General features: G+C 62.9%; 25 protein-coding genes. 10 read left to right on the top strand and 15 right to left on the bottom strand.

What is annotated here, in order from left to right:
- Positions 1-9: 9 nt before the first annotated feature.
- Genes mdcC through GGD63_RS15960 form a run of 7 tightly spaced genes read left to right on the top strand, consistent with a single transcriptional unit; the run spans position 10 to position 5,399 of the window.
- The gene (mdcC, locus tag GGD63_RS15990) at positions 10-327 is read left to right on the top strand and encodes a malonate decarboxylase acyl carrier protein (protein ID WP_183243554.1); all 318 of its coding nucleotides are present in this window, start codon (positions 10-12) and stop codon (positions 325-327) included.
- Positions 324-1,262: a biotin-independent malonate decarboxylase subunit beta gene (locus GGD63_RS15985; RefSeq protein WP_183243552.1), complete on the top strand. Its 939-nt coding sequence runs from the start codon at positions 324-326 to the stop codon at positions 1,260-1,262. Before mdcC ends, GGD63_RS15985 begins: the two co-directional genes overlap by 4 nt.
- Positions 1,249-1,971, top strand: coding sequence for a biotin-independent malonate decarboxylase subunit gamma (gene mdcE, locus GGD63_RS15980; RefSeq protein WP_183243550.1), 723 nt, complete (start codon positions 1,249-1,251; stop codon positions 1,969-1,971). The genes GGD63_RS15985 and mdcE overlap by 14 nt, the downstream gene beginning before the upstream one ends.
- Positions 1,946-2,626 (top strand): malonate decarboxylase holo-[acyl-carrier-protein] synthase, encoded by a 681-nt coding sequence (gene mdcG / locus GGD63_RS15975; protein WP_183243548.1) that lies wholly within the window; start codon positions 1,946-1,948, stop codon positions 2,624-2,626. The genes mdcE and mdcG overlap by 26 nt, the downstream gene beginning before the upstream one ends.
- Positions 2,623-3,504 carry a triphosphoribosyl-dephospho-CoA synthase MdcB gene (gene mdcB / locus GGD63_RS15970; RefSeq protein WP_183243546.1) on the top strand — a complete coding sequence of 294 codons (882 nt, stop codon included), beginning with the start codon at positions 2,623-2,625 and terminating at the stop codon, positions 3,502-3,504. The genes mdcG and mdcB overlap by 4 nt, the downstream gene beginning before the upstream one ends.
- Complete coding sequence (locus GGD63_RS15965) at positions 3,501-4,451, top strand: AEC family transporter (protein WP_183243544.1); 951 nt, start codon at positions 3,501-3,503, stop codon at positions 4,449-4,451. Before mdcB ends, GGD63_RS15965 begins: the two co-directional genes overlap by 4 nt.
- 9 nt (positions 4,452-4,460) lie before the next feature.
- Complete coding sequence (locus tag GGD63_RS15960) at positions 4,461-5,399, top strand: acyltransferase domain-containing protein (RefSeq protein ID WP_183243542.1); 939 nt, start codon at positions 4,461-4,463, stop codon at positions 5,397-5,399.
- Between the two features lie 191 nt (positions 5,400-5,590).
- Here the strand turns inward: GGD63_RS15960 and GGD63_RS15955 are convergent, their stop codons facing one another.
- The 8 genes from GGD63_RS15955 to GGD63_RS15920 all read right to left on the bottom strand — a co-directional run bounded on the left by GGD63_RS15955 (position 5,591) and on the right by GGD63_RS15920 (position 13,558).
- Entirely contained in the window at positions 5,591-6,601 is a 1,011-nt protein-coding gene (locus tag GGD63_RS15955; protein WP_210315813.1) for a helix-turn-helix domain-containing protein, read from the bottom strand.
- A gap of 237 nt (positions 6,602-6,838) precedes the next feature.
- The gene (locus GGD63_RS15950) at positions 6,839-8,125 is read right to left on the bottom strand and encodes an HlyD family secretion protein (RefSeq protein WP_183243540.1); all 1,287 of its coding nucleotides are present in this window, start codon (positions 8,123-8,125) and stop codon (positions 6,839-6,841) included.
- Positions 8,126-8,137: 12 nt separating this feature from the next.
- Entirely contained in the window at positions 8,138-8,341 is a 204-nt protein-coding gene (locus GGD63_RS15945; RefSeq protein WP_183243538.1) for a DUF1656 domain-containing protein, read from the bottom strand.
- The gene (locus GGD63_RS15940; protein WP_183243536.1) at positions 8,338-10,194 is read right to left on the bottom strand and encodes an FUSC family protein; all 1,857 of its coding nucleotides are present in this window, start codon (positions 10,192-10,194) and stop codon (positions 8,338-8,340) included. Before GGD63_RS15940 ends, GGD63_RS15945 begins: the two co-directional genes overlap by 4 nt.
- Positions 10,195-10,364: 170 nt before the next feature.
- A complete protein-coding gene (locus GGD63_RS15935; RefSeq protein ID WP_183243534.1) occupies positions 10,365-10,742 on the bottom strand; it encodes a response regulator transcription factor in 378 nt (125 codons plus the stop codon).
- A 100-nt stretch (positions 10,743-10,842) separates the two neighbouring features.
- Entirely contained in the window at positions 10,843-11,514 is a 672-nt protein-coding gene (locus GGD63_RS15930) for a response regulator transcription factor (protein WP_183243532.1), read from the bottom strand.
- The gene (locus tag GGD63_RS15925) at positions 11,511-13,142 is read right to left on the bottom strand and encodes an ATP-binding protein (protein ID WP_312013285.1); all 1,632 of its coding nucleotides are present in this window, start codon (positions 13,140-13,142) and stop codon (positions 11,511-11,513) included. The genes GGD63_RS15930 and GGD63_RS15925 overlap by 4 nt, the downstream gene beginning before the upstream one ends.
- Before the next feature lie 275 nt (positions 13,143-13,417).
- Positions 13,418-13,558: a hypothetical protein gene (locus tag GGD63_RS15920; protein ID WP_183243528.1), complete on the bottom strand. Its 141-nt coding sequence runs from the start codon at positions 13,556-13,558 to the stop codon at positions 13,418-13,420.
- Between the two features lie 295 nt (positions 13,559-13,853).
- Here GGD63_RS15920 and GGD63_RS15915 point away from each other — a divergent pair, with 295 nt between their 5' ends.
- The 3 genes from GGD63_RS15915 (at position 13,854) to galE (ending at position 16,214) form a co-directional block, all read left to right on the top strand.
- A complete protein-coding gene (locus GGD63_RS15915; protein WP_183243526.1) occupies positions 13,854-14,708 on the top strand; it encodes a helix-turn-helix domain-containing protein in 855 nt (284 codons plus the stop codon).
- On the top strand, positions 14,705-14,911 hold the full coding sequence (locus GGD63_RS15910; protein ID WP_183243524.1) for a hypothetical protein: 207 nt from the start codon (positions 14,705-14,707) through the stop codon (positions 14,909-14,911). Before GGD63_RS15915 ends, GGD63_RS15910 begins: the two co-directional genes overlap by 4 nt.
- A gap of 319 nt (positions 14,912-15,230) precedes the next feature.
- The gene (galE, locus tag GGD63_RS15905) at positions 15,231-16,214 is read left to right on the top strand and encodes a UDP-glucose 4-epimerase GalE (protein WP_183243522.1); all 984 of its coding nucleotides are present in this window, start codon (positions 15,231-15,233) and stop codon (positions 16,212-16,214) included.
- Positions 16,215-16,256: 42 nt separating this feature from the next.
- Here the strand turns inward: galE and GGD63_RS15900 are convergent, their stop codons facing one another.
- The 7 genes from GGD63_RS15900 to GGD63_RS15870 form a co-directional block, all read right to left on the bottom strand.
- Entirely contained in the window at positions 16,257-17,258 is a 1,002-nt protein-coding gene (locus GGD63_RS15900) for a hypothetical protein (RefSeq protein ID WP_183243520.1), read from the bottom strand.
- 227 nt (positions 17,259-17,485) lie between these two features.
- Positions 17,486-18,859 carry a hypothetical protein gene (locus GGD63_RS15895; RefSeq protein WP_183243517.1) on the bottom strand — a complete coding sequence of 458 codons (1,374 nt, stop codon included), beginning with the start codon at positions 18,857-18,859 and terminating at the stop codon, positions 17,486-17,488.
- Positions 18,849-20,090: a glycosyltransferase family 4 protein gene (locus GGD63_RS15890; protein WP_210315812.1), complete on the bottom strand. Its 1,242-nt coding sequence runs from the start codon at positions 20,088-20,090 to the stop codon at positions 18,849-18,851. Before GGD63_RS15890 ends, GGD63_RS15895 begins: the two co-directional genes overlap by 11 nt.
- Positions 20,087-20,884, bottom strand: a complete 798-nt coding sequence (locus tag GGD63_RS15885) for a polysaccharide deacetylase family protein (RefSeq protein WP_183243515.1) — start codon at positions 20,882-20,884, stop codon at positions 20,087-20,089. The genes GGD63_RS15890 and GGD63_RS15885 overlap by 4 nt, the downstream gene beginning before the upstream one ends.
- Positions 20,881-21,489, bottom strand: a complete 609-nt coding sequence (locus tag GGD63_RS15880) for a hypothetical protein (protein ID WP_183243513.1) — start codon at positions 21,487-21,489, stop codon at positions 20,881-20,883. Before GGD63_RS15880 ends, GGD63_RS15885 begins: the two co-directional genes overlap by 4 nt.
- Positions 21,490-22,250: 761 nt before the next feature.
- Complete coding sequence (locus GGD63_RS15875; protein WP_210315811.1) at positions 22,251-23,525, bottom strand: hypothetical protein; 1,275 nt, start codon at positions 23,523-23,525, stop codon at positions 22,251-22,253.
- Positions 23,526-23,538: 13 nt separating this feature from the next.
- Positions 23,539-24,810, bottom strand: coding sequence for an NAD(P)-binding domain-containing protein (locus GGD63_RS15870; RefSeq protein ID WP_183243510.1), 1,272 nt, complete (start codon positions 24,808-24,810; stop codon positions 23,539-23,541).
- Positions 24,811-24,862 lie beyond the last annotated feature (52 nt).

Genomic DNA, 24,862 nt, shown 5'->3' with positions numbered 1-24,862 from the left:
GGACGGACCATGGAAGATCTCAGGTTTCAGCACAGGGTTCGCGCACCGGCCGGCGGCACCAGGCAGAGCGCAATCGTCGGCGTGGTCGCCTCGGGCAATCTGGAAGTGCTGGTAGAGCGCGTCCTGCCGGATGTGGAATGCGCCGTCGACATCAAGACCGCGGCGGTCGGTTTTGGCGAGGTCTGGACCGCCGTGATCGGCGACTTCGTCGAGCGCTATTCGCCCGGCGGGCTGAGATTTTCGATCAACGACGGCGGCGCGCGCCCCGATACGGTCTCGCTTCGGCTGGCGCAGGCGGTGCGATTGATCGCGGAGAACGGCCAATGAGCGCGCCACTGAAGGACATCACACCGGCCGAACGCGCCCGCAGCACCAGCTTCTACGAGGCGTCGGCCCGCACGCGGCTGGAGCTGCTGCTCGATGCCGGCAGCTTCGTCGAGTTCATCGGGCCGGAGCAGCGCGAGGTCAGTCCTCACTTGAAGATTTTCGATCTTCCCGAGCAGTTCGACGACGGCATCGTCGTTGGTCGCGGCCGCCTCGACGGCTCGCCGGTGTTCGTCGCTGCTCAGGAAGGCCGTTTCATGGGCGGCGCTTTTGGTGAGGTGCACGGCGCCAAGCTGACGGGGCTGATCCGCGCCGCGCGCCAGATCGGCTCGATCCCCGTCCTGATCCTGTTCGACACCGGCGGCGTGCGGTTGCAGGAAGCCAATGCCGGCGAGCTCGCCATCGCCGAGATCATGCGTGCGGTGATGGAGGCGCGTAGCGCCGGCGTGAAGGTGATCGGCCTGATCGGCGGCAGGTCCGGATGCTATGGCGGCGGTGGATTGATCGCAGGCTGCTGCTCGGCGCTCGCGGTCTCGGAGCCCGGGCGCATCGCGGTCTCGGGCCCCGAAGTGATCGAGACCAATCGTGGCGTCGAGGAGTTCGATTCCCGCGATCGCGCGCTGGTTTGGCGCACCATGGGCGGCAAGCATCGCCGACTGCTCGGTGCCGCCGATGTCTTTGCGGACGACAACGTACAGGATTTCAGAGAGGCCGCACTGGAGCTGCTCGAACTGGTCGGACCATTCGGCCTCGACGCCTTGAAGGCGGAACAGGAGCGGCTTGCCGACAGGTTGCGCCGTCTCAGTGCCTGCTCCGATGCCGTCGACATCTGGACGGCGGAAGGCATCGCGCATGCCGAAACGGTTCCGGAGCTGCCGGCCGATCAGTTCATTGCGCTCGCCGACAGGACCGGGAGGACCAGCCGTGACGCTCGATGACATCCTCACTGCGCTCTTCCCTGACGGACATGAGGTCCGGAACGACAAAGGGGTCCTTCTCGGCTCGGCGACGCTGCGATCCGGCGACAGCATGCTCGTCCTCGGTGTCGCGGACCGGACCGCGCTGGGCGTCGACGAGGCGATCAGATTGTCCGACCATGTGCTCAGGTCGATCGGCCGGGACAGCGGCCCGATCCTGGTGCTTGTCGACAGCGACAGCCAGCGCATGAGCAAGCGCGACGAGCTACTCGGGCTGAACGAATTCCTCGCGCATCTGGCCAAGGTGCTGATCCACGCGGACCTGAACGGCCGGCCGACCATCGGCCTTCTCTACGGTCACTCGGCGGCGGGCGCGCTGCTTGCGACGGGTCTTGCAACTCGCGTGCTGGTCGGGCTTCCGGGGGCAGACCCGGCGGTGATGGACCTGCCGTCGATGGCGAAGGTGACCAAGCTGTCGATGGAAGCACTGGAAGAGAAGGCTAAATCGACGCCGGTGTTCGCTCCGGGCCTGTCCAATCTTGCGCAGATGGGCGCCGTTCACATGACGTGGAGCCATGCCGCCCCGCTTGCCGATCAGCTGGAGGCGCTGCTGGCCGACATGCCGGTTGCGCGGGACGGGCGGGATGCGCTCGGCAAGGCGCGTGGCGGCCGACTCAAGGCCGTCGAGATCGCGGAGCGTGTTCGTGACCTGGCCCTGCAAGCACGCTGAGCGTCCTCCGGGGCGTCACGACCTCGTCTTCGTCAGTCCGGCAGGATGGCGCGCGGTGCTGGACGCGCGCGGCGATCTCGCCACGGATGCGCTGGTCGCGCGCTGGCCCAAAATGCGATGGCCGACGGTCAGGCGCCGCGCCTTGCCATGCGAGGCAAACGGCCTCGCCTTGGGACTGCCCTTGCCGCCCTCGGCCGGCAAGAGGCGGATTTCCCTCCTGGTTGATAACGACCACGTCACGTCCATCGCGAGGCCGCCGTTGCTGCGCCAGGCGCGGGCTTACGCACCGCGCAACTGGTGGCCGACGCTCGACCGGCTCGATGCGCTGGCGCGTCGCCATGCGATGGACGCACGCGTCTTCGGCAGCCTGGCTTGGCAGTCGCTGACCGGGCTCGACTACGTGACCGCAAGTTCCGATCTCGATGTCCTGTTCGAGTTTCGAGCCGAGACCGACATCGATCGCCTTGTCGCCGATGTCGCCGCGATCGAGGCCGATGCACCGATGCGGCTTGATGGCGAGCTGATGGGGGCGGACGGCGCTGCGGTCAACTGGCGCGAATTTCACGGCGGCGCGAGCGAGCTTCTGGTCAAGAACATCGAGTGCGTGGTCCTGCTCGGCAGGCATCAGTTCATTTCGGGAGCGATGGCATCATGATGACCACAGCCGCAAGAGGCGTGGAACGGACGGCGCTGCGCTGGACGCAGATCGCGCCCGATGTTTCCGCCATCGGTGCTGTCGCCGCTGATTGCCTCGTCAAGGAGCTCGAAACCTGGCCGAAGCCGGGGCTCGTGAGCCACGTCGACAACGGCAGTCACGACGATATGGATGCGGGCATGTTTCGCCGCAGCGCTGCGGCGATTGGGCCCTATCTTCAACGTCTAGCCGATGCGGGCGCGATTGGTTGCGGAATGGGGCGGCTGCGGATCATAGGCCTCGAGGCGGAGCGCGCGATGCTCGCGGCGACTTCCGGCGTCAACACGCACCGTGGCGCGATCTTCGGGCTCGGCCTGCTGTGCGCAGCCGCGGGCGCCAAAGCCGGCGGGCTGGTCGATCCCGGGCTTCCGCTTGGCGATGTCGTGACACGCCTGTGGGGCGACAGCATCCTCGATGGTCCGGTGCTGCTGCACAGCCATGGCAGCGCGGCCCGCCGCCGCTTTCGCGCCGGCGGTGCGCGTATCGAGGCTGCGACAGGATTTCCGACTATCTACAGAATCGGCTTACCAGCCTTGCGGAGAGCAATGTCTGTCGTGCCGCAAGACATGGAAGCCGCGCGGATCGAGGCGTGCTTTGCCCTCATCGCATCCGTCGAGGACACCAACATCCTGCATCGCGGTGGGCTTGACGGCCTTCGCTTCGCGCATGAGGAAGCGCGCAGCTTCATCGCTTCAGGCGGCGCCTGCGCGCCCGGCTGGCGTGCACGGGCGCAATCGATCCACAAGAGCTTCGTCGCCCGCCGTCTCAGTCCTGGTGGATCGGCAGATCTGCTCGCCATGACGCTCTTCGTCGACGCACGTGAGAGGCCGACCTCATGACGTCGAATGTGATCCTGATGGCGCTGGTGCCGGTGTTCTTCGTCCTGCTGCTTGGGTTCGTCGCAGGCAAGGCCCGCATGGTCGACAATGGTCACGTCGAAGGTCTCAATGCGGTCGTGATGGATTTCGCCCTGCCGGCCTCGCTGTTCGCCGCGACTGCATCGGCTCCGCGCGATGGGATCACCGAGCAGGCGCCGGTTTTCCTGGTGTTCGGCGTGACGATGCTGGTCATCTATGCCGGCTGGTACTGGTTCGAGCGCAGCTTCTTTGCGGTGACGAGGTCCGACGCAGCGGTGCAGGCTCTGACGGTCGGTTTTCCAAATCTTGCCGGCGTCGGTCTGCCGATCATGTCGACCGTGCTCGGGCCGGCCGGTGTCGTTCCGGTTGCCGTCGCACTGGCAACCGGATCGATCCTCGTCAGCCCTCTGACCCTCGTGATCGCGGAGATCAGCGCCAGCAAGGTTCGAGGCACCGACGCGCCGGCGTCGCCGGTTCTGACGGCGCTCCGGCGCGCGTTCGCCAAACCTGTCGTGTGGGCGCCTGCGCTCGGCGTCGTGTTCTCGTTGTCCGGTCTGAAGCTCGATCCGCTTGTCCATGCCTGCCTCGTCCTGATCGGGAGTGCGGCCGCGGGTGTTGCGCTGTTCCTGACCGGTCTCGTTCTGTCGGCCCAGTCGCTCCGGATCGATTGGCGGGTCATTGCAGCGACGGGAGCAGCGGACATCCTGCGGCCGCTGCTGGCCGTCGCGACCGTCTACGGCTTTCACCTCGGACCCGATGTCGCGAAGACGGCAATTCTGCTCGCGGCATTGCCCTCGGGCTTCTTTGGCATCCTGTTTGCGGTCAACTACCGGCTGGATTCCGGGACGGTGGGATCGATGGTCATTGCCAGCACCGGATTCAGCATCGTGACCCTGGCGATTGCGATCGCAACGCTCTTTCCTCATTAGGCGGCGATCATGACGCTTGCGATCCTGTGCTCGGGACAAGGTCGGCAGCACCGGCAGATGTTCGCCCTCATGGGCGATGCGCCTGAGGCCGCGCACCTGTTTGCGCACGCGGCGGCATTGCTCGGCAGCAGGGATCCGCGCGAGTTCGTGCGCAATGAAGCCGATGAGGTTCTGCACCGCAACCGGGCCGGCCAGATTCTCTGCACCTTGCAACCACTCGCAGCGGTGAGCACGCTCGCAGATGCCATTTCACGTGGTGTCATCGTTGCCGGCTATAGTGTCGGCGAAGTCGCCGCCTGGGGCGTCGCTGGCCTGTTCGACGCGATCCTCACGCTCGACCTCGTCGCGCGCCGCGCAGAGATCATGGATGCGGCGACGCAGGCCGGCGACGGGCTGATCTTCGTCCGCGGTCTTGCGCGAGACCAGGTCGGCCGCCTTTGTGAGCGCCATGGCGCGGCGATCGCCATCGTCAATCCGGGCGATGCCTTTGTCATCGGCGGTGGCGGGGAGGCATTGAGCCGGATCGCCGGAGACGCGCGGGCGATGCACGCCGCAAGGGTCGTCGCGCTGCCGGTCGAGGTCGCCTCCCACACCAGGCGGCTCGCAGAAGCATCGCCGGACTTTCGAGAGGCGTTGCGCAAGACACAAGTGGTATTCCCGCCGCAGGCGGGTGTGCGCATCCTCAGCGGTATCGATGCCGCGCCGGTGGTCTCGGCCGAAAGCGGCTTCGACAAGCTTGCGGCGCAGATTTCGCACACCGTGCAATGGGCCGATTGCCTGCAAGCCTGCGTCGAAGCGGGCGCGACGGGCTTTCTCGAACTCGGTCCGGGGCGTGCGCTGAGCGAAATGGCTGCGGAAATCGCCCCCACGCTTCCGGCGCGCTCGCTGGATGATTTCAGAAGTCTTCAGGGTGTCCGCGCCTGGGTTGCGCGTCATCTGAGCGCCTAGCTGGAGCCGCGTTGTCAAAAAAAGGGGGCCGTCCTTTGGGGGAGAGGACGGCCCCTGAAATGCTCTTATGCCCAGGGAGGAGGGAGGCTAGAGCGGTGACTTGGGGGTCTCGGTCACCTAACGCTTGCAGCATCGCCGATCCCGTAACAGAAGTATTTCACGAAGCCCGGCCGTTTCTCATTTCGCATGATTCACGAGAAATCAGCGGGCAGCACGTGAGCCACGGTCTTTGATGTCGAAACCGGATCTGACAGCCTGAGTGAAACCGACGTGTTCCGACTGGCGCAGCGCCACCGCGCGGGCGTGTCACCCGTGATCCGTTTGAAGACGGTGGAGAAATGTGCCTGGGTGCAGAAGCCGACGGTCAGCGCCACCTCGGCGAGGGCCGTCTCGGAATTCGACAGCAGCGATTTCGCACGCTCAATGCGCTGATGCAGCAGATACTCGCGCGGTCGGTATCCCGTCGCGGCGCGAAACTGGGCCGCGAAATGCATCCGGGACAGTCCCGCGACCTTGGCGAGCTCGGACAGGCTGATGCAGTGGTCGAAGTGTGTCCCGACATATTCCTCGACCCGCCGCAGTCGCCATTTCGGCAAGGCGTTCACTCTCGTGTGTGGCAGCTCTCGCCGGGCAAGGTGCATGGCCAGAGTCTGGCCGATGCAGCGCGCGAATTCCCGGTCGGCCGAGTGGCCGCGTTCGGTCAGCGCTTTCGCAAGCTGCTCGGCGAAGGGGTCGCGGAGCAGGATGAGGTCGTTGAGACCTTCGGCAGAGGCAGGTCCTGCTCCAGACCGCAGAGGCGGAAAGTAACTGCTGGCCGAGATGTGGAAGTGGAGGAAATCGCAGGGCGCGCAGAACTGCGCACTGAGCTGCTGCGACGGAGCGCCGATATACAGCGTGCCCGTCGGCATGACGCCGTCGAAGATGGTGTGACGGCCTCTGGTCAGCTTGACGCGGCTTGTCTTCAAGGCGATGGCGAAGAAGTATCGGTCCGCGGGCGTCGTCGCGTCTTCGTGCCTTATGCCCATTTGCGTGCAGGTCCAGCGCGAGATCGTGATGTCGTCGGACGCGGTGCCGGCCCGTTGACCGGGCTGACGCCACCTCCGTTCGAGAGGAAAGGCGCGAGTCTCCTGCGGAGAGGCAGGTTCGCGGCGGTTGGGTTGATACGTCAACCGGGCGCCGGCCGCTTGCATATCAGTGAGCATCGTTCTTCCCCGTGTTCTGAATCCCGCTGCCGTCGTGACGGCTGCCGAATGCGATTGGTCGATGCTCAAACGATAGGTGCGATATCACCGCAAGGCTCGTTAAGGATGCTTAAGCGGTATTAGATTTTGCAAATGCGAGGGGTGCGACCGCGTGTCGCAAAAAGTTCAATTGAACCAAAGGGATCAAGCGGATGCGATGTGGGGCCACACGATTCCAACGGAAGACGCAGGTTTGATTCAGGGCAGGCGCGGTGACACGTCGAGGCCGGGGGTGAGGCCAGGCGCGATCGTCTGTGCCGGGGGAACCGCGGGTTCGCGCGAGTACGGAATCGCTTCCACCTCGGGGCGCTGCTGGGACGCGGCCTGCAGGCAGTTCGCACGCGGCGGATGTCCCGCGCCGAACAAATCAATGACGGGATCCACAAAGCCCGCGCGGAACTGGTCGAACCGGGTTTGGTGCTCGCCCGCGGAGGGCTGTCGGATTGTCACCGTTGCCGTCATGCCGGAGACGAGCGGCACGTCCGGCGGCACCGTGTCGATGGCGACGCGAACCGGCACGCGCTGGGCAAGCCGCACCCAGGTGTAGATCGGGTCGACATTGGGCAAGCCCTGCGTGCCCGAGGCGGCGTTCGACACGCTGACGCCGCGCGTCACGGTCTTCACATGACCGAGAATCGGCTTGGCGTAACCGACCAGCTGCGCTTCGGCGCGATCTCCGACGCAGACACGGGCCATCTTGGTTTCCTCGAAATAGCCGTCGATCCAGAAACTGTCGGAATCGATGACCGCGATGTTGCTGACGCCGGTGATGGCATAGTCGCCTGCGCGCAGCAGGAGGTTGGTGACGTAGCCGTCGACGGGGCTGGCCACGCTGGTCCGTTTCAGATTCAGCTCCGCCTGAGCAAGCTGGTGCACAGCCGACTCGTAGGCGGCTTTGGCCTGCGCCGCGTTGCCCGCATAGATCTGCTGCTCTTCGGGGGTCGTCGCGAGATTGGACAGGTGCTGGCGGCGGTCGAACTCGGCCTGCTTCACCTCCAGATCCGCGGCCCGCTGGTCGACCAGCGCCTTGCCGACGCGGACAGCCACCTCGAAGTCGAAGGGGTCGATCACGTAGAGAACGTCGCCCTTGTGGACGAACTGGTTGTCGGCCACACGCAGCTCCACGATCTTGCCCGCGACCTGCGGCGCGACGTTGGCGACCTGGACGCGGACGCTGCCGTTCCGGGTCCACGGCGCGGTGACGTAGTGCTGCCAGGTCGCAACCGCTATCAGGACCGCGATCAGTGCGATGCCGAGGGTCGCAAGATGCCTGCCGGCACCGCCGATGAAACGGGCCACCGCTGTGCGCCGCGGCATCGAGGAGTCCGTGGCCGGTTCCTGGGGTCTGCCGTTCTCCGCGGCGCGATCGCCGGTATCGCGCGCGACGGTCTCCGGCATGCCCATGGTGCCGGTGGCGTCGGCTTGGGCTTCGGCTGACGGTTCGCCGCGGAGCGCGGCGGCGTCCCGGGGCAGGGCGGCGTCCATGGCTCTTTCTCCCTAGAAGAACAGTGCGAGCAGGCCGAACATCGCAACGTAGAGACTGAGCTCAGCCAGCGATGGGTTGCTGAACAATCTTGAGAATCCGATGAAACGCAGCAGCGGACGGAGCAGCAGGAACGCAAGCAGCGCGATTGCCGCATAGGAGACGATTGGGGCGATCAGCACGCCACCGACGACGAGCTCCCGGTAGGTGTTCGTCATGGCCGTTCGCCCTGGCTTTCAGACTGTGACGGTGCGAATGCGCTGCTTGCCGAAATCAGCATGGCGATGGCCGAATTGGCGGACAGGTTGCTGCGCGCTGCCGCCTGACGCAGCGCCTCGGCAGAAGCGAGGATTGCGCCGCTGTTCCTCTGAGCGAGGGCTCCTCGCGCGTCCTGTGCCGCTCCGGCGAGCGGACCCTGTCGCAGCCGGTCCAGTTCGGCGCGGCAGCGCCGCAAGGCTTCAGCCTGGTCGAAGCAGCGCATCGCTTTGGCCGTGATCTGACCATCGAGAGGCAAGGCGCCGTTTGCGGTCAGAATCTGCTCGATCCGCGCCGCGTCGCGAAACGCAGCTTCCTCCGGCGCGAGATCTCGAGCGCGACTGCCGTCGAGGTCTCTCAGCTCGCCATGGGCCTCTCCCAGCAGCAGCCGGACCCGCCGGGCGCCCGACAGGGGAGGCAGCAGCAACTGCGCGGCGAACACGAGCACCGCCGACAGGCCGGCGAAGAAGCTCGTCACCAGGAACACCTCGGGGTCGTAGCTCTGCGGATTGGTCGGTGCGAGGACGGCGATCGCGAACACCAAGACGAGCCGGCCGAGGGACGACAGCATGGGGTTCGGCAATGAGATCAGCAGCGCGAGACCGATGACGACAGGCGCAAGACCAATCGCCAGCAATTGAAATTCGGAGACACCGTTGAAAACAAGGTATTTCAGGATGCCAGCCAGCGCGCAGGCGATCGGCATCGCTGTCAGCGTCACCATCGCGAAGCTGCGTGGCGCAGGCGTCGTGGAGCCGAGGCCGATGATCGCCGCCACGAGCGTGAGGCAGAGCTCGGTGGAGGGCCAGCCTGTCAGCACGAAGAAAAGCGCGATCAGCGTGAACGAGATCGTGGCCCGTGCGGCGGTTTCCGCCGCGATGCGGCGCGAGCGATAGAGCGGCGCGCGCCATTCATGATACGGGCGCGTCCCTTCACGCAGCGCATCGAGGCTGCGGCGGACCTGCGCGTCCTTTCGGCTTATCTCGGTCTGAAGCCAGGATCGTGACATCGCCATCAGCCCGGCTGAAGCCGTGGAGGCGGCGGGGAGTGCCGCAAGCATGCGGCCGAGCGAGAGCGCACTGACGAGGTCGACCAGCGCGGAGCGCGCGGCTGCGGTCCTTGCCGTGCCGATGCTCGATTCCGTCGCAAGGCTGGCGATCTCCGGTCGCAGTGCCGCGATGTCATGCAACAGGCTCGCGGCAGCCGGCGCGGAGGCACGCTCGGCACCGTGCGCGAGGTCCGTGACCCGGCGGTGCAGCGCCTCGATGCGGCTTGCCAGCACCGGATGGTAGTTCGGCGCGGCCAGAATCTCGTTCACGAGCGCCACCGCAAGGACGCCGATGCCGATGGCGGCGCCGCGTGCGACGCCGGCTGGGAACACCTGCAGCGGCGTGTCGATCTGCTGGATTGCGATCAGGGCGACGGTGATGCAGCAGAGCGCCGCTGCGTAGGCGCGATTGCCATCCAGCAATCCGGCGACATAGACGCAGAGCCCGATCCAGATGCCGAACACGGCGAGCAGGAGACCGTCGGTCTGGGAAAACAGGCCCGCGATCGCGATCGATGCGGCAACGCCGATGGCGGTTGCAAGCAGCCGGTAGCCGGCCTTCTCCATGCCCTGGCCGCGTGTCGGCAGCGCCAGGACGGCAACGGTGAGGGCGGACGACGAGGGAGATTCGAGCTCGAGCCAGAAGCTCACATACAGTGCGAGCATCATTGCCAGCCAGGCTCGCAACGCGAAAGCCCAGGAGTTCGCAGGGAAGCCGGCGAAGACCAGCGGGCGCGGCGCGGCAGCACTGTTGGCGATCACTGGCATACCTGCCTCATTCGTTTCCGGCAGGCATGCCGCCCTGCCGATGTCGACAAAATCGACGGCGACTATGAGGTTTGCCGGGCCAGCCGGTATTTCCGGTCTACCAACCCGGTTGCCGGAATGCACGTCTGGTTGGGGGAGGAGGGCCGTCGCGCGCGAGACGGGCGGACCGGTTACGGCGTCTGGCTTGCCAGCGCCTGTTCAAGGTAACGGATGATCTCGTCGCCGCTGGAAGGTTTGCCGAGATAGCAATGCGCGCCCGCCGCCATCACGCGCTGGCGTACGGATTCGCTCGGAAATGCCGTCATGAAGATGATCGGGAAGCGCCGGCCGGAGGCGATCAATTGTGCCTGGAGTTCATCGCCGGTGATGACCGGCATCTGGATGTCGGCGATCATGCAGGCCGGATCGTCTTCCGGCGCCTTCCGGAGGAAGTCCACGCCGGACTCGTAGGCACGAGCATCGTAGCCGAGCGAACGCACCAGGCTCGCCAGCGACGTGCGAACGCCTTCGTCGTCGTCCACGATCGCAATCACCGGGGTCTTGGCCATTGGCACACAATCCTGACCGCGGTGTTCCGCAAGGAGGGCATCTCCCTTTGCGCGGCCGATGGCGCCTTATGCACCGGGGGCGGTGCCGCCGAAATTATACTCAGGTTTGGTCCGTAGACCTGCGGGTCTGGGATACCCCGAGCGCTTCGGCCTTGCGGACGAGGTCGGCCAGTGACCTGACCCCCATCTTGCGCATGACATTCCCGCGGTGGATCTTGACCGTGATCTCGCTGAGGCCGATCAGAGCGGCGACCTGCTTGTTCATCAGACCGGCGGTGACATGGCCCATAACCTCGCGCTCGCGCGCCGTCAGGGTCTCGTACTGGGCGCGGATGTCCTCCTTGGTCGCGGCTTCGGCGCGGTGCTGCGCATCGCGTTCGAGCGCCGCCGTCACGGCATCGAGCATGTCCTGGTCGCGAAACGGCTTGGAGAGGAAATCGACGGCGCCGGCCTTCATGGCACGCACCGACATCGGAATGTCCCCATGCCCCGTCATGAAGATGATCGGATAGCTGATGCCCTGCCGGACGAGCTGGCTCTGAAGATCGAGACCGCTCACGCCTGGAAGGCGGACGTCCAGCACGATGCAGCCGGGGCCGTCGGGCAGGGAGCCGCCGAGCAGTTCCGCCGGTGAACCGAACAGGCGCGTCTCGAGACCGACGGATCGGAACAGGCTGTCGAGCGAGGCGCGGATGCCGGCATCGTCGTCGACGATGATGACGGTCGCGCTGGAGGGTTGCGCCGGCGGCTGAGCCTGGTTTGGTCGTGTCATGGCGAGTCGTGTTCTTGGCTATATGGCAATGTCAGGTGGAATGTCGCTCCCGAGCCCGGGGTGCTGGTCACCGACAATCGGCCGCCATGAGCTTCCACCGTCGTTCGGCAGATCGCAAGCCCCATGCCCATTCCGCCGTCCTTCGTCGTGAAGAACGGATCGAACAGGCGCGGCATGTCATCGGGGTGGATTCCCGGGCCGCTGTCCTGGACCGTGATGGCGAGGGTTTCGCTGTCCACGATGCCGGCGCGCAGCGTGATGGTGCGGGAACCGGGCCGGCCCGACATGGCCTGGCCGGCATTGACCAGAAGATTGACCAGGACCTGTTGCAGCTGAATCCGGTCGCCGCGAACCGGTGGCAGGCCATGCTCCGACGCGACGATGAGGGCGACATCATCCTTGGCGAGCTCGCGCGCGACGAGGGCCGTCGCCTCCTCGACGACCTCGCCGATTTGCAACCTGTCCTGCTGGGGCGAGGCCTTCTTCAGGAAAGTCCGGATGCGAGTCACGATCTCGCTGGCGCGGCGGCCCTGAGCAACGACATGGCCGATCGTCGTCGCAACCTCCTTGAGATCGGGGACGTCGCGCCGCAGCCACCGCAAGCCGGCCTCGCCGCTGGTGACGATCGCCGCCAGCGGCTGGTTCACCTCGTGCGCAATGGAGGCGCTGAGCTCGCCGAGGGTGGCGACGCGCGCAGCATGGGCAAGTTCGGCTTGCGCCGCGAGCAGCGCATCCTGAGCCTGCTTGCGCTCGGTGATATCGACGACGAAGACGAGCACGTTATGATCCCCGCCGGGTTCGGGCGGAAAGGTGATCGTGAACAGCACGGGCACCTTGCGCCCGTCGAGGCGCACGAGGCGCGTTTCCCCTTCGTGGAACCGCTGTCCTTCCGCGAATGCGACCAGCGCGTCGAGGAAACTCCGATCGTTTTCGCCCAGCAGCTTGTCCACGTTCTCGATGAAAGCCGCAGAGCCGCTCGCCCCCGCCATTTTCTGCATGGCTGGATTGACGTCGGTGATTCTGGCCAGGCGGCGGGCATGAGCAACGAAATCGGGATTTCGTGCCAGATGGTCGCGCAAATCCACCCCGTCGGTCTGCAGCGAATCCAGCGCCGTCCGCAGTCCGCTCCAATCCTCCTCGACGACGCCGATCCGGCTTGCGTCGAACATCCGGCGGTATCGCTGCTCGCTCTGCACCAGCGCGCTGTGCGCCGCAACGCGGTCTGTGACGTCGGTATGCGTTTCGAGCACCCCGACGGGGGTGCCGAGATGGTCATGCTGGAGGGCCCATCGGGCGTCGACGGTGAGCACGGCGCCGGCCTTGGTCCGCTGCTCCACCCTGCCTTCCCATCGCCCGGTATCGAGCAGGCTGGCCTCGATGGTTTCCCGCCGGTCGGAATAGCTGGTTCGCAGAAGCTTGTCGGCGAGTTGCCCGAGCGCCTCTTCGGTTGACCAGCCGTAGGTCTGTTCCGCGGTCTTGTTCCAGAACGTGATCACGCCGCCGCGATCCCTGACGAAGATCATGTCATGCGAGAGATTGAGCAGGCGTGCCTGTGCCGCAAGGCGCGTTGTCGCCGCCTGATTCTGCAGCACCAGCAGGGTTGTAATCCCGATCGCAGCGAGGCTCACCAGCGCGCGAAGGGCGGGCGAGGCGATCGCCTGCAGCTCATGCGACAGCAGATAGGCGGTGACGGTCAGGACGATGCAGCCGGTCGCTGCAACGATGATGTCGTTGCGCCGGTTTGTCCTCGCCGCAAGCAGGATCGCAATGACATAGAGAACCGCGACCGCGCCCTCGAGCGGCGTCAGCACGTCAATCATGAAGACCGCGAAGGCGAGTACAGCGGACCAGAACCGCAAGCCGGCGCGGCTCATGGATGAGCCCGTGGGCCGATCAAGGTTGGTCATCGTCGCAGGCGGTGTTTCTTCTCATCGCAGCCGACTTGATGCCGCGATTTGATCGCGTCCACAACATCCAGCCGGGTGATTTTCGTGCTCTCTTGGAAGACCTCCGGAAATGTTGAAGCCGCCGCGAGCGACGACATGGAGATTCCCCTCAAGAACAAGGCTTCCCGGTGATTTCGTCGATCGCGGCCGCGTCAACTTACCGCAGGTACGCCGAACCGCCCGGCTTGCAGGTCCGTAGATGCAGACGCGGTGTTCCGTTCGAGCTCTCGTCCGCCGCGATCATACCTACGTATGATGCGGTCAACCCGAGACCTTATCCCTGCACCCGCGCGTAGAATGGAGCGCGCGGATCGCCGGACTACTCTGCTCCCATCGCAATCGGTCAAGTCGGTCAGGCTTTGCCAGTGCGAACTGGGACAAGGAGGTTCGACGATGTCGCTGCAGATGTCACACTCGCAAAACACCAAGGACCATGTCGCCGCCGCAATCGACGTCTCGTCAATCGACGGTGCGCGGCTGGAGCCGTCGAGACGTCTACGGCGCTCCGGCGAGGAGGCCATAACGCTCTCCCTCGTTCACCTGGATGTTGCGCTGGCTATCGAGCCGCCCGCGCCGGACGTGCGGGGATATGCCGGCAGCGGGCCGAGCTTCAGGGTGTCCGCGAAACGTCTTGCGCACGCATCCGCAGAGTCCGATCGGGAGACAGCTGCAGAAGGATTCACTGATCCGGTAATGCGGCGTCTCTCGGATGCACTCGTTGCCACCAAGGCCATGCAACATCCCCATTCCGCCATTCTTGTCGATGCGTTGCGTCTGGCCATTCTGACCCGCAAGGCCAGCCGGCGGCCGGTGGCCGGACGAGACCAGCCAGAGTCGACCGAGGGCGATCAGGAAGGCCAGGCTTGCCGGACGGTGAGGTCGTTGCAGAAATGGCGCCTCAAGCGCGTCATCCAATATGTCGACGACAATCTGGCCGCGAAGATCTCCTTGCAGCATCTGGCCGCCGTCGCCGGCCTGAGCCGGATGCATTTCGCCGCGCAGTTCCGGGCTGCCGTCGGCATCAGGCCGCACGAGTATCTGCTGAAGCGGCGGATCGAGCGTGCCCAGGAATTGTTGCGGCAGGCCGACGCCTCGCTCGTCGACATCGCCTTGACCGTCGGGTTCCAGACGCAGGCTCATTTCACGACGGTGTTCAAGCGCTACGCGGGCGATACGCCGTATCAATGGAGGAGCGCCTATCTCGCGCAATTCCTGCCGCTGCCGTCCGTTGGAGCAAGGCCGTCATGAGCAACCCTGGCTTTCAGGCCCTGTTGCTGCAGCTGGTTGGCATTCATTCGGCCTTGGCGCACCATGAGATCATGGGATTGTTGGAGATCGCTCGCGGTCTCGGCGCCTCCTATCGTTTCGCATCTTCGGAACCGGGGGCAGGCGTCTTCTACGGTCGCGTCACTCTAAGCTTCTGCAGGCTCGTGGCCGCCGGCATTGCTTGAGGTCGGAGCGAGGCGGCCCCGCTTTTTGAACGTGTGATGGGATCATGGGGCAGGGGTGATGGACCTTTCTCTGATTGGCTCCAATCGGACAGCGATTGCTGGAGCTAGCGCAAGCTCGCCCATGATGGACTGGAGCGAGAGTTGTCAGGCGCAGGTGATGCGGGCGGTGACTCGCTACTCCCTTATGACTACCTCAACTGCGAGATCGACAAGCGACTACCGAAGGCAGTGTCATGAGCAACTGACTCGTCCGATGTGGGCTGCCAGCGCGAGTGATGGCGACGAGCTTTCCGGGAGCTCAGGCGGAGGAAGCTGCGATATGACGCTCTTGATCACGGGAGGCGCCGGATTTATCGGCGGCCACACCGTTCTCGCGTTGCTCGATCGGGGCGAGATTCCGGTCGTGCTGGATGACCTGTCGACTGGTTGCAGGGCTGCCGTGCCGTCAGGCGTTCCGTTCTATGCTGGCGACATTGGCGATCATGAATCTATCTTGCGTATCGTACAGACCCACGAGATCAAATCCATCCTGCATTTCGCGGCCAAGATAGTCGTGCCCGAATCGATAGCCGATCCTCTCAGTTACTATCTCACCAACACGGTGAAAACCCACGCGCTGCTACAGGCCGCGGTGAGAGGACGGGTAGAGAATTTCATCTTCTCCTCAAGTGCCGCCGTGTACGGCAATCCAAGTGCTACGCCAGTAAAGGAAACTGCCGATACGGCACCGCTCTCGCCTTATGGAAGGTCAAAGCTGATGTCGGAGTACATGCTGGCCGATGCGGGCGCGGCCCATGGTCTGCGCTACGTGGCGCTACGTTACTTCAACGTCACGGGAGCCGATCCGGCCGGCCGGCTTGGTCAATCAACGCCAGGTGCGACACATCTGATTAAAGTGGCTCTCGAGACAGCGCTTCGTCGTCGCGCATATCTGAACATTTACGGCTCCGACTACCTGACGCCTGATGGTACGTGTGTGCGAGACTATGTGCACGTTTCCGATTTGGCCCGTGCGCATCTGGTCGCGCTCGACCACCTGCGCCGTGGCGGTACGTCGCGAACGCTGAACTGCGGCTATGGACGGGGCTATTCGGTCAGAGAAGTCGTCGAGACTGTCAGGAGGGTTGCAGGCGTCAACTTCGAGATTCGCCAGGCGTCCCGTCGCGCGGGAGATCCCGCCTCGATCGTCGCGGACGCCAATCAACTCATGAAACTGGGATGGAAGCCAAGGTTCGACGATTTGCCGATCATGGTCGAACATGCCTACAATTGGGAGAAAAGGTTGACCGCCGCAGCTGCCTAGCAGCGGGTCATCATCCGGTGACCGAAGATAGCATGTGCCGATCTACTGATCAGTGAGCTTTTCCTTCGATTTCGCGGCGGCGACGCGAACAGGCTGTCCGGTCCGGTCCCCCACGACAGTAAGCTTGTCCTGCCGGGGATGGTCACGCGGTGTGAGCTGAAGAGCCAGCCATATCCCGGCAACCAGTGCCGCGCCTGCCGCAAGCCCAAAGATCAAAAGAATAGGGGGGCCGGATGGGACGAAGGTCATCTCGGCAGGTACGAACAACTGTCCCGCAACAAGTCTCAGATTGTCGTCGCCGGACGCGCCATCCCGCAACGCGGTCAGCCGATCTTGCAGAAAGTTGAGCCGTCCGCGCGCGAGAGCATAGCTCGGGTGACGTACGCCATATACCGATGAAAGCTGGGCCAGTTCGCGCTCAACAGCGGCTTGGTCATCCGACAATTGTTGCAACATCTGGCCACGGAGATATTCCAACGCAACGGCATTCGCGAGCGTGGTGGCGCGCTCCGGATCGCTCGTCGTCACCGTAATCGATATCAAATAGGATCGGGGCTCGTTGGTCACGGTGATCATTCGCATCAGCTGGCTCGCCGCAAGATGCCGGGACGTCGGCGTCGCCTCCTCCAACCCAAGCGCTCCGCGGATCAGGAAGAACGTGTGCCATACCATCGTCTCGCGGGCGAAGTCGGGGTCCTTGTCGAGCCCGAGCCTGGCGACCACTGCGTTGGCCGTTGCCCGCGACCGGATGGTCCGTGCGGTGCTTTCTACCAGCGCGACCGCGTCAGCCACGGCAATCGGTTGGGTCTTGGCGCCATTGGGCGGCTCATCACGAAGGAAGTTGAGTCGGATCGTGGCTTCGCCCGAATAACGTGGGCCGATCAACACGAGCGCGATCGCTGCGAGCGAGACCGCTATGAGGAGAACTGACGTAATGAGCAGTTTTCGTCCCCAGATCAGTCGCAGGGCGCTTTGCGCCACCTCGTCGTAGTGGGCTTGCCATTGGTTGGCCTCGTTCTCCTTGATCTTTACCTGTGCTGTCATTCGAGGTGTTCCAGGCTACCGAGTTGTGCGCCATTGCCGACGGCAGCCGTGGCGTGAGAGCAAGAGATCGACTTTGGCCGGAGGCATGCTCAGTGTGAGGAATCAAGCTCCGATCATCAATGAATGGAAAGGCTGCAATGGAGGTAACCCGTGAGGAGTAGGCGTGAGCGCGCAACGAGCCGGCCTGCAGTTCGCCCATAAGAGGGCGTCGCCGGTGTGGAGATGGCCTAGCGCTGCATACCCGTTCCAGGCTCCACAGTATCAAAGCGCCGGCTCAGGGTCTCGAGAACGACGTCGTTAACAGCGGTCACTACGTCTCGCAGCGGCAAGGAGGCGTCCACGACATATCCATTAGGCAGCGTGCGAATGAGCTTACGATAGCCGTCCATCAGCTCGGCGGTCTGCTCGAGCGAAAGTTCGTGCTTCCGAGCTTGGAGCACGTCAGCCGGTGCGTCGAACAGGATGACGAGGTCCGGCTTTGGCAGCACGAGCCAGATCCAGCGCAATAGCCACGCTGGACCGGCATAGCGATAGCGCTTGGAATCGACCAACGCATCGACAAGATGCCGATCGTGGATGACCAAGGCGGATCGCGCCAACGCAGGTCGTATCGAAATCCAGTACACTGCTACGTAATATGTCAACCAGTAACCGAGAGCTCGATTGACAGACGCGAACACCGAACGCGGCGGCAGATCGTGGGGCAATACCGGAGGCCCTTCCTCGCGACCGCGCCACTGGCGATACAGCGCTGGCGGAAACATGAGGCAACGCGTGCTCGAGAATGCATCGGCCAATTCCTTGCGCGTCTGGTTGATTACCGAGGATTTTCCGGCGCCATCCGGCCCAAGAAATATGACGTCAATGCCGCCTTTCGGCCGACAAGCGCGGCTCAGCTTTCGTGCCATCCTGGTGAACCGATGACCGACAAGTTCCAACGGTTGTCTGAAGGCCATTCGCCGCTGCAGCTCGACACATAAGTCTGGCAAGTCAAGCCGAACTCTCGTCCAATCGCCGCTTTCTATCGCGCTTTGCAACTTTCCGGTCGTCGCCCGACTCCAGAATCGCGAGATCTCCATTGCGCAGCGGTGCGGATCTTGGCGATAGAGCTCGCCAAGCTTTCGCGCGTCATCATTCGAGATGGAACGCTTTACGACCCGACGAATCAGATGGCAGCCGAATTCAATCGGCACCGAGGGAACCCAGAGTTGGCCGAGCCGTCGTCGGTGACCAAGAATTTGCTCGGCGTTGTAATATCGGCGTCCATTTAGTTGGTAGCTGGTGCCGACGTGGAGATCGACAAAGCATGGAGAACCGTTGACGTTCTTGCCGGCGACGATTATGTGCCCCGACAGGCAACGTACGACATCCGCTCCAATCGCCTTGCGACGATGTTTGAACAGCGCCGTCAGCCGTTCAGGGCTCACATCGACTGGCAGGATGCAATCAACGTCCGAATTGACGCCTTGGGTCAGATTCTCGTAGCCGTGGGTGATGCAATACGGGATGTTCGCGGCATCGAGCGTTTCGAGAACGGATGCCAGTATGCTCCAGGATCTCTCCAGAGGAGCGACAGTAATCCGTGCAGGGCTACGCAGCATGGCGAACTCCGATGGCCCGCTGGTAGATCGTCATGAGCGCGTCATGGTTGGCTTCGGCGACAAAATGCTTCGCGAACGTCGCCCGGGCGGCTTGTCGCATCCGCGCCAATTCGAACGGCTGCGTGAGAAGTCGCGCTACCTTGGCGGCACAATCGTCGGCATCTCCGGGTTCGAAATGCAGGCCAGTACGGCCGTCCTCGACGATTTCGGCCATGGCGCCCAATCGAGACGCGATGACCGGCGTGCCCTTTGCAAATGCTTCGACAGCTACGCGAGGAAAGTTCTCGTAACAGCGCGACGGCAGGAGCAAAACGCCTGCTTCACCGAGCATGCGGTGAACGATATCGAGCGGCTTGTATCCCAACCACTCGATCCGGCTGTCCGCGGCTGCGGCTTCGCGCACGTACTGGGCCATAGGTCCGTCGCCGACAATCTTCAGCGGAATGTCGTGGCGCAAGCACCGCCACGCAGCGAGCAGTGTTTTGATGCCCTTCTCTTGCGACAATCGCCCTACAAACAGCGCGAATCCTCCATTGCCTTCCCCGAATCCGGGATCGGGGTAGACGAAGTTGGGCTTGACGACGATCTTGTCAGCAGGCAATCCCCCTTGGATCAGCTTGCGTCGCGAGAATTCGGACAGGGCGATGTAGGCGTCCACGGCCTCGTGCCAGGTGCCCAGCAGTCGATGCGTTGCAATCATTATCGCGGTCGCGCCGCTGGCGCCGAGATTGTTGCGATAGCACTTGTGAAGGACGCCGGGCCAGGGGATCAGCTTCCCCAAGCAATCCTCACATACCCGGCCGTCCCGGAATAGAACTGCATTGACGCAACAAAGGCGAAAATTGTGCAGGGTCTGAACCACCGCTGTGCCCTCAGCTCGAGCAGCCCAGTACGCGGCGGGCGAAATCAGCGGAAACGTGTTATGAAAGTGGACGATCTGCGGTTGGTGCGTTCGCAACAGTCGCTTCAGTTCATGGGACGATGAGCGGTTCCATACGGTGCGCGACGCCAGCGCAAACCGGTTCATTGAATCGACCGCCTTGTTATGCAGGCAGAATTGCACGACTTCGTGTCCGAAGGAACGAAGCATGGCTACTTCGACTGCGACCTGTTCGTCCTCACCGCCCGCCTGCTGGTAATAGTTATGCGCTACCAGGATCCTCATCGCGGCCGAATGAGGATGTCGGACGTGCTGATCGTCATCAACCGCATGCCTGACGACAGAATTCATCGTTTTGTCCATGTCACGTCGATCGACCGGTCTTGCGTCGTGTCGTCATTGTGTTCAGACGTCAAGGATAGCCGAGCGAGCTGTGCATTTGTGACACTGAGCGCGTCGCCCAAGGCGTCGTGCATAAAGCGCAAGACGTCGTCGAGGCGACGCCATTGACTGGAATCATGTAACTCCCAGGAGTGGCCCCAGAGATGGAAAGCGCCGCCGCCGTCGATCGCCTTGTCCAGCAGAACTCGCGCCAGTTGAGACCAATCTTTCGATCTGCCGTTGAAGAGAGCTCGCCACAGGTTGGCGAAAGCCATTCTCTTGATCGCGTTTCTGGCAAAAGCAGGCAGGCCATGCGGATACGCTTGAACTGTGGTCGGCATCAACGCGAGGCCGGAGCGCTGTCTCGGGAGATCAAGTGATCCCAATTCGACCGTGCGCAGGCCGACAAAGCCGGCTCGTTGGATCATCTCGACGTGCGAGTGAGAAAATGCACCCGTTGGCGGGCAGAACATGCTGCATCGCCGCCCGGTCACATCTTCGAGCCAGCATTTTGATCCCATGATCTCTTGCCACGCCCTCTCTTTGGTTAACTTCGTGAGAACCGCATGATGGATCGTATGTGCACCGATCTCAAAAGCCGAGCGGAGGTCGCGAATTTGCGCGGCAGTCATCGTCCCGTTTTCGGCGGTCATCGGCACGTAAAACGTGCCAGTCAAGCCGTGTTTGCTCAGCAACGCAGCGATGCGCAAATCCAGGGGATGGCCATCGTCCCAGCTTGTCGTGATGTATGTTGCCCGCGTCACTGTTGCCTCGTCAATTCGTCGGCCGACGATGACGACTGCATCGCCGGTCCGAATTGCGCTTTTAGTCTTCCGAGCGTCGTGTCTATGCGTCGTGCGGCGAGTGACCGCAGCAGTCGCCGCCATAGCCCCCGCGGCGAGAGCGAAACGTCGATCGTTTCCATATGGAGCCGCGCGACCAGATGGATCTCATCGATGACGTGCAGCGCGTTTTCCTGTCTCGCGATCGTTTCCAGGAATGCCCGCAGCATGCGCTCCGCAAGAATCAGCCTGCGCGCGCGAGCGCCCGGACCAATGGCGTTACCCTTCACCCGCATTGCGACATCGTACAGAATGTATCCAAGGTCGTAGGAGGCGGAGCGCCGACGGGTTGCGCTATCGCAGCACGGAATGAGCGGTTCCGCACCGAAGTCGACGAATGAGATCTCCCGGGAGATCGGATCGAGAAGGATGTTGTCGATGTTGAAGTCGCCGTGGGAATGACCGGCGGCCCAGTATTCGCTCATGGCCGCGACGATCGCCTGCGGTGCCGAGTCGATAACATCATGCGCCAAGTCGCCGCCGGCTCGCAGATACCAGTTCACCTTTCTGCCGGGGACCATCGTCATGACGAGCGCAAGTGGTGATCGGCATACGTGGAGAGGGATCGGAGTCGAGATCCGCCAACCACGAAATGTGCGGCCGTTCAGTGCCACATGCGCTCGAGACAGCGCTTCAAATTGCCTGCATACAAACTCAGTTTGCGAAGCGCAGGCCAGTCTGTACAATTTTATGACGGCGGGATCGTGGGGTTGACCTTGCGGATCCCGGCTCTGAGGCTCGGCGACGAAAACGGTGGCCTGTTCACCCTCGTCGAGCGGTCGGACCCGCCAACGGTCATTGCTCGTGCCTCGTGTGAAGTCCCCGAAGACTTGAATGGCTTGATCGAGGCTCGAGGACGCAGATCTTTTCTCGGTCATGCCGACGCGCGGGTCTTGCGCTGAAAGGGATAGTCGAATTGCGACCCACCGCCCGACTGATCCGATCGTATTGTTCAGCAGGAACTCATAAGCCGCCCCGATACGCTCCCACGCGTTTGTCGGGTGCCATACTGGAAGCATCTGGTTGTCCCATCGTGCGCCCCCATCCGGGGCGAGCGCCTCCGTTGTACTCTTCGTGTGCGAGGAGAGCGTGTCGCGAACGGTTTGATTTGCTGTTGGCGAATGGTTCTTCAGCGTTCGATCCTGTTCGTGTCGCTTCGGGGAACGCGGTGCCTTAGGGCGCTCTGAGCGGGAGCCTCGCGTTGCTAGACAAGTGGACGCCGTAATGAACGGGGTGGCAAGGAGTCGGTCGGGGTAATCCGTAAGGGCAGGGCGCCAGCGTCGAAGAGCTAGGCCTTCTTGCTTCTGGCGCCGAAGTCGAGGATTCTGTTTGCTCGCCTGACATGCAGCAAAACCTTGCCGCCGTTCCGCCGAGCGGTACGTCCCGCAACCCGGAGCAGCAAACGCGCGCCCATTGCGAAAAACGGAAGTGGATCGTCCCAACTCCACCAGGCCAGCTCTCGGGGGCCGGTCAGCGACTTTCGCCACGCTCGGCTGGTCGATCCGCCGCGGCGCAGGTAGGCGAGGGAAGCAACGAGGTCGTAGAGTTCTACGGTGAACGTCCGTCCTTCGACCATTGCAGACTGGCGGAGGGGTCTCCCTGTGAGGTCGAGGTGAAGAGCTCGGACAACGTCGACGCCTTCGCTGTTCTCGAACATTCGGAAATTAGCGCCAACGCGCGGGTTGAAGTCGACGAGCTTGTATCGGCCATCTCGCTCGTCATGACGCCAGTCGAGATCCATGACACCGGCATAGCCGATCTCCCGCAGCATCACCTCGGCCTGCTTGCTCAGCTGCTCATTCGGGATGGATACGCCTAGCGTGGTCGGGCCTGCAAAGGGTGGATAGGATCGGACCTTTCTCCCGGTGAAACCAAGCAGAGAATCTGTTTCTGGATTGCGATAGCCGTGAAAGACCCAATCCTCGCCAGGAATGTACTCTTGCAAAACTATCTTCGAACGCCGGAAGGATTCCGGCGGCCCGCAAATTGCGATGAGCTCATCCGGATTTCGCGCGATGAGGCTGCTGTAACGGTTGTTGACTGACCGCGAATGTTCTGCGGCCTTGACAACAACGGGAAATGTCACGCGCTCAAGAAACTTATGAACGTCGTCGATAGAAGTGGGATAGACAAAGTCCGGAAAAGGTATTCCGAGCTGTCTGCACAGTGAGTACAGGCTCATTTTGTCGGCCAACTGGCGAGGAAGCTCTGGCCGCAGACGGGGAAATAGAAACCGGTCGGCAAGGTCCTTGGAGTGCTCGGCGATGAAAACAGCGGCGTTGTCATCGGTCGGTAACAAGATCGTCGGGCGCTTAATGGTTTCGGCGATCGCTGTCAGGCAGCTCAAGACTCCATTGGTATCCGTGCTCGGGTTGACAAAGGTTCCGGCCAAATGCCGGCACATCGCAAGGGGGGTATAACGGTCCTCGACGATTGCGTACACCGGGATACCCAACCTGCCGAGGCTTCGAGCGATGCCAACAGCGCCATGATGGATGACGTACTCACCCATCTTGAGCAACAGCACCGGAACTCCCGTATCCACGTCGGCTGATGTGAGCATGACAAGCCCGAGCTTAGCCGCCCGCTCCCAAATTATCGTACTTGGCAATGCCGGCAGGTTGGATGGCCGGTACAAGCCTGTTGTCTCGTTCTGCGCTTGCGATTTGTTGAGCTATGGTCCGCGATGTGAAGCTTGCGCCGTGGAGAAACCGCATGGCGGGGCCGAACGAGTACGCACTGGCCAACCCGGTAAAGTAAAGTCCGGGTACCGACGATTCGAAATGAGAGCTGAGCATCGGCAGCTGCTGCTCGTGGCGTAGCCGGGACACCAGATCCTGGCTAAGGAATGGCAGTCGACCGAGCTGAAAGGAATACCCGGTAGCGGCGATCACGTGATCGGTGACCAGCTCATCCGAGCGGCCATTTTGATCAGAGACTTGCAGCACGGCGCGGTCGCCGCGGGCTTCAGCGCCAAGCAAGGAATGGCCGAGCAAGATCGGCAACCCCGCTGTTCTTTCGTTTAGCCACCAAGCGCCGGTGGGGCCAAGCACATTCTTTGCTCGTTCAAGCCGTATCCACTGAGGAAGGTAGCGAAACAAGTCGGGAAGATTGCTGTAGAGCCAGAGCTGGAGTCCGTCTCCAAGGCCCGTCCTCGGAGCCCACAGGCGCCGATACAAGCTACGGCGACCGTTCCTCGGGGGCGGATTCCATCTGAGTGATGGCTTGCGAACGAGAAGGCGGACAAATGCACCCGTTTCATGCAGCAGCACCGCTGTTTCGAGCGCCGACTGTCCGCCACCAATCACTGTGACGTCCTTCCCCCTGAATTGACTGAGGTCGTGAAGGCGTTCGCTATGCGATTGCAAGTGCGCCGGTAACCGGCCTAATTCTTGCGGCGTATGGGCCATATGCTCCAGGCCCGTTGCGATGATGACCTTTTCGGCGTTCAATCTTTCGCCGCTGCTGAGCTCCAACCTGAACCCGTTATTTGACTTGCTGACCATGGTCACTATCGCGCTTTCGACGTTCGGCACGAGCGTCCGCTGAAATGACAGCGCGTATCGGACGAATACCTCTCGCGATACAGGCTGGCCCCATTCTTCATATGGGAGCTTCTCCTCGGCGCAGTAGCGGCGGAGTGTATGACGATCTATCGGATCGGACAGATTCGAGGCGCAGCCCTCGGATTTCAGGAACATCCCGATCGGCATTTGGGCTCGCCAGCGATGCATCGAAATACCGAATATGCGAAACTCTATGCCCCTGGATTGCAGGTGTGCAGCGACTGAAATGCCGTAGGGACCGGCGCCGATGATACAAACTGTTACAGGCGACAGGGAGTCCATTGCTTCATTCCTCGAGGGAGCGTCGCCCATGGCGCCGCTCATATTTCCTGTT

The sequence above is a fragment of the Bradyrhizobium sp. cir1 genome, from assembly GCF_014198245.1.
GTDB lineage: Bacteria > Pseudomonadota > Alphaproteobacteria > Rhizobiales > Xanthobacteraceae > Bradyrhizobium.
Note: the sequence above shows the minus strand (reverse complement) of the source record. Positions and strands in the feature narration are given on the sequence as shown.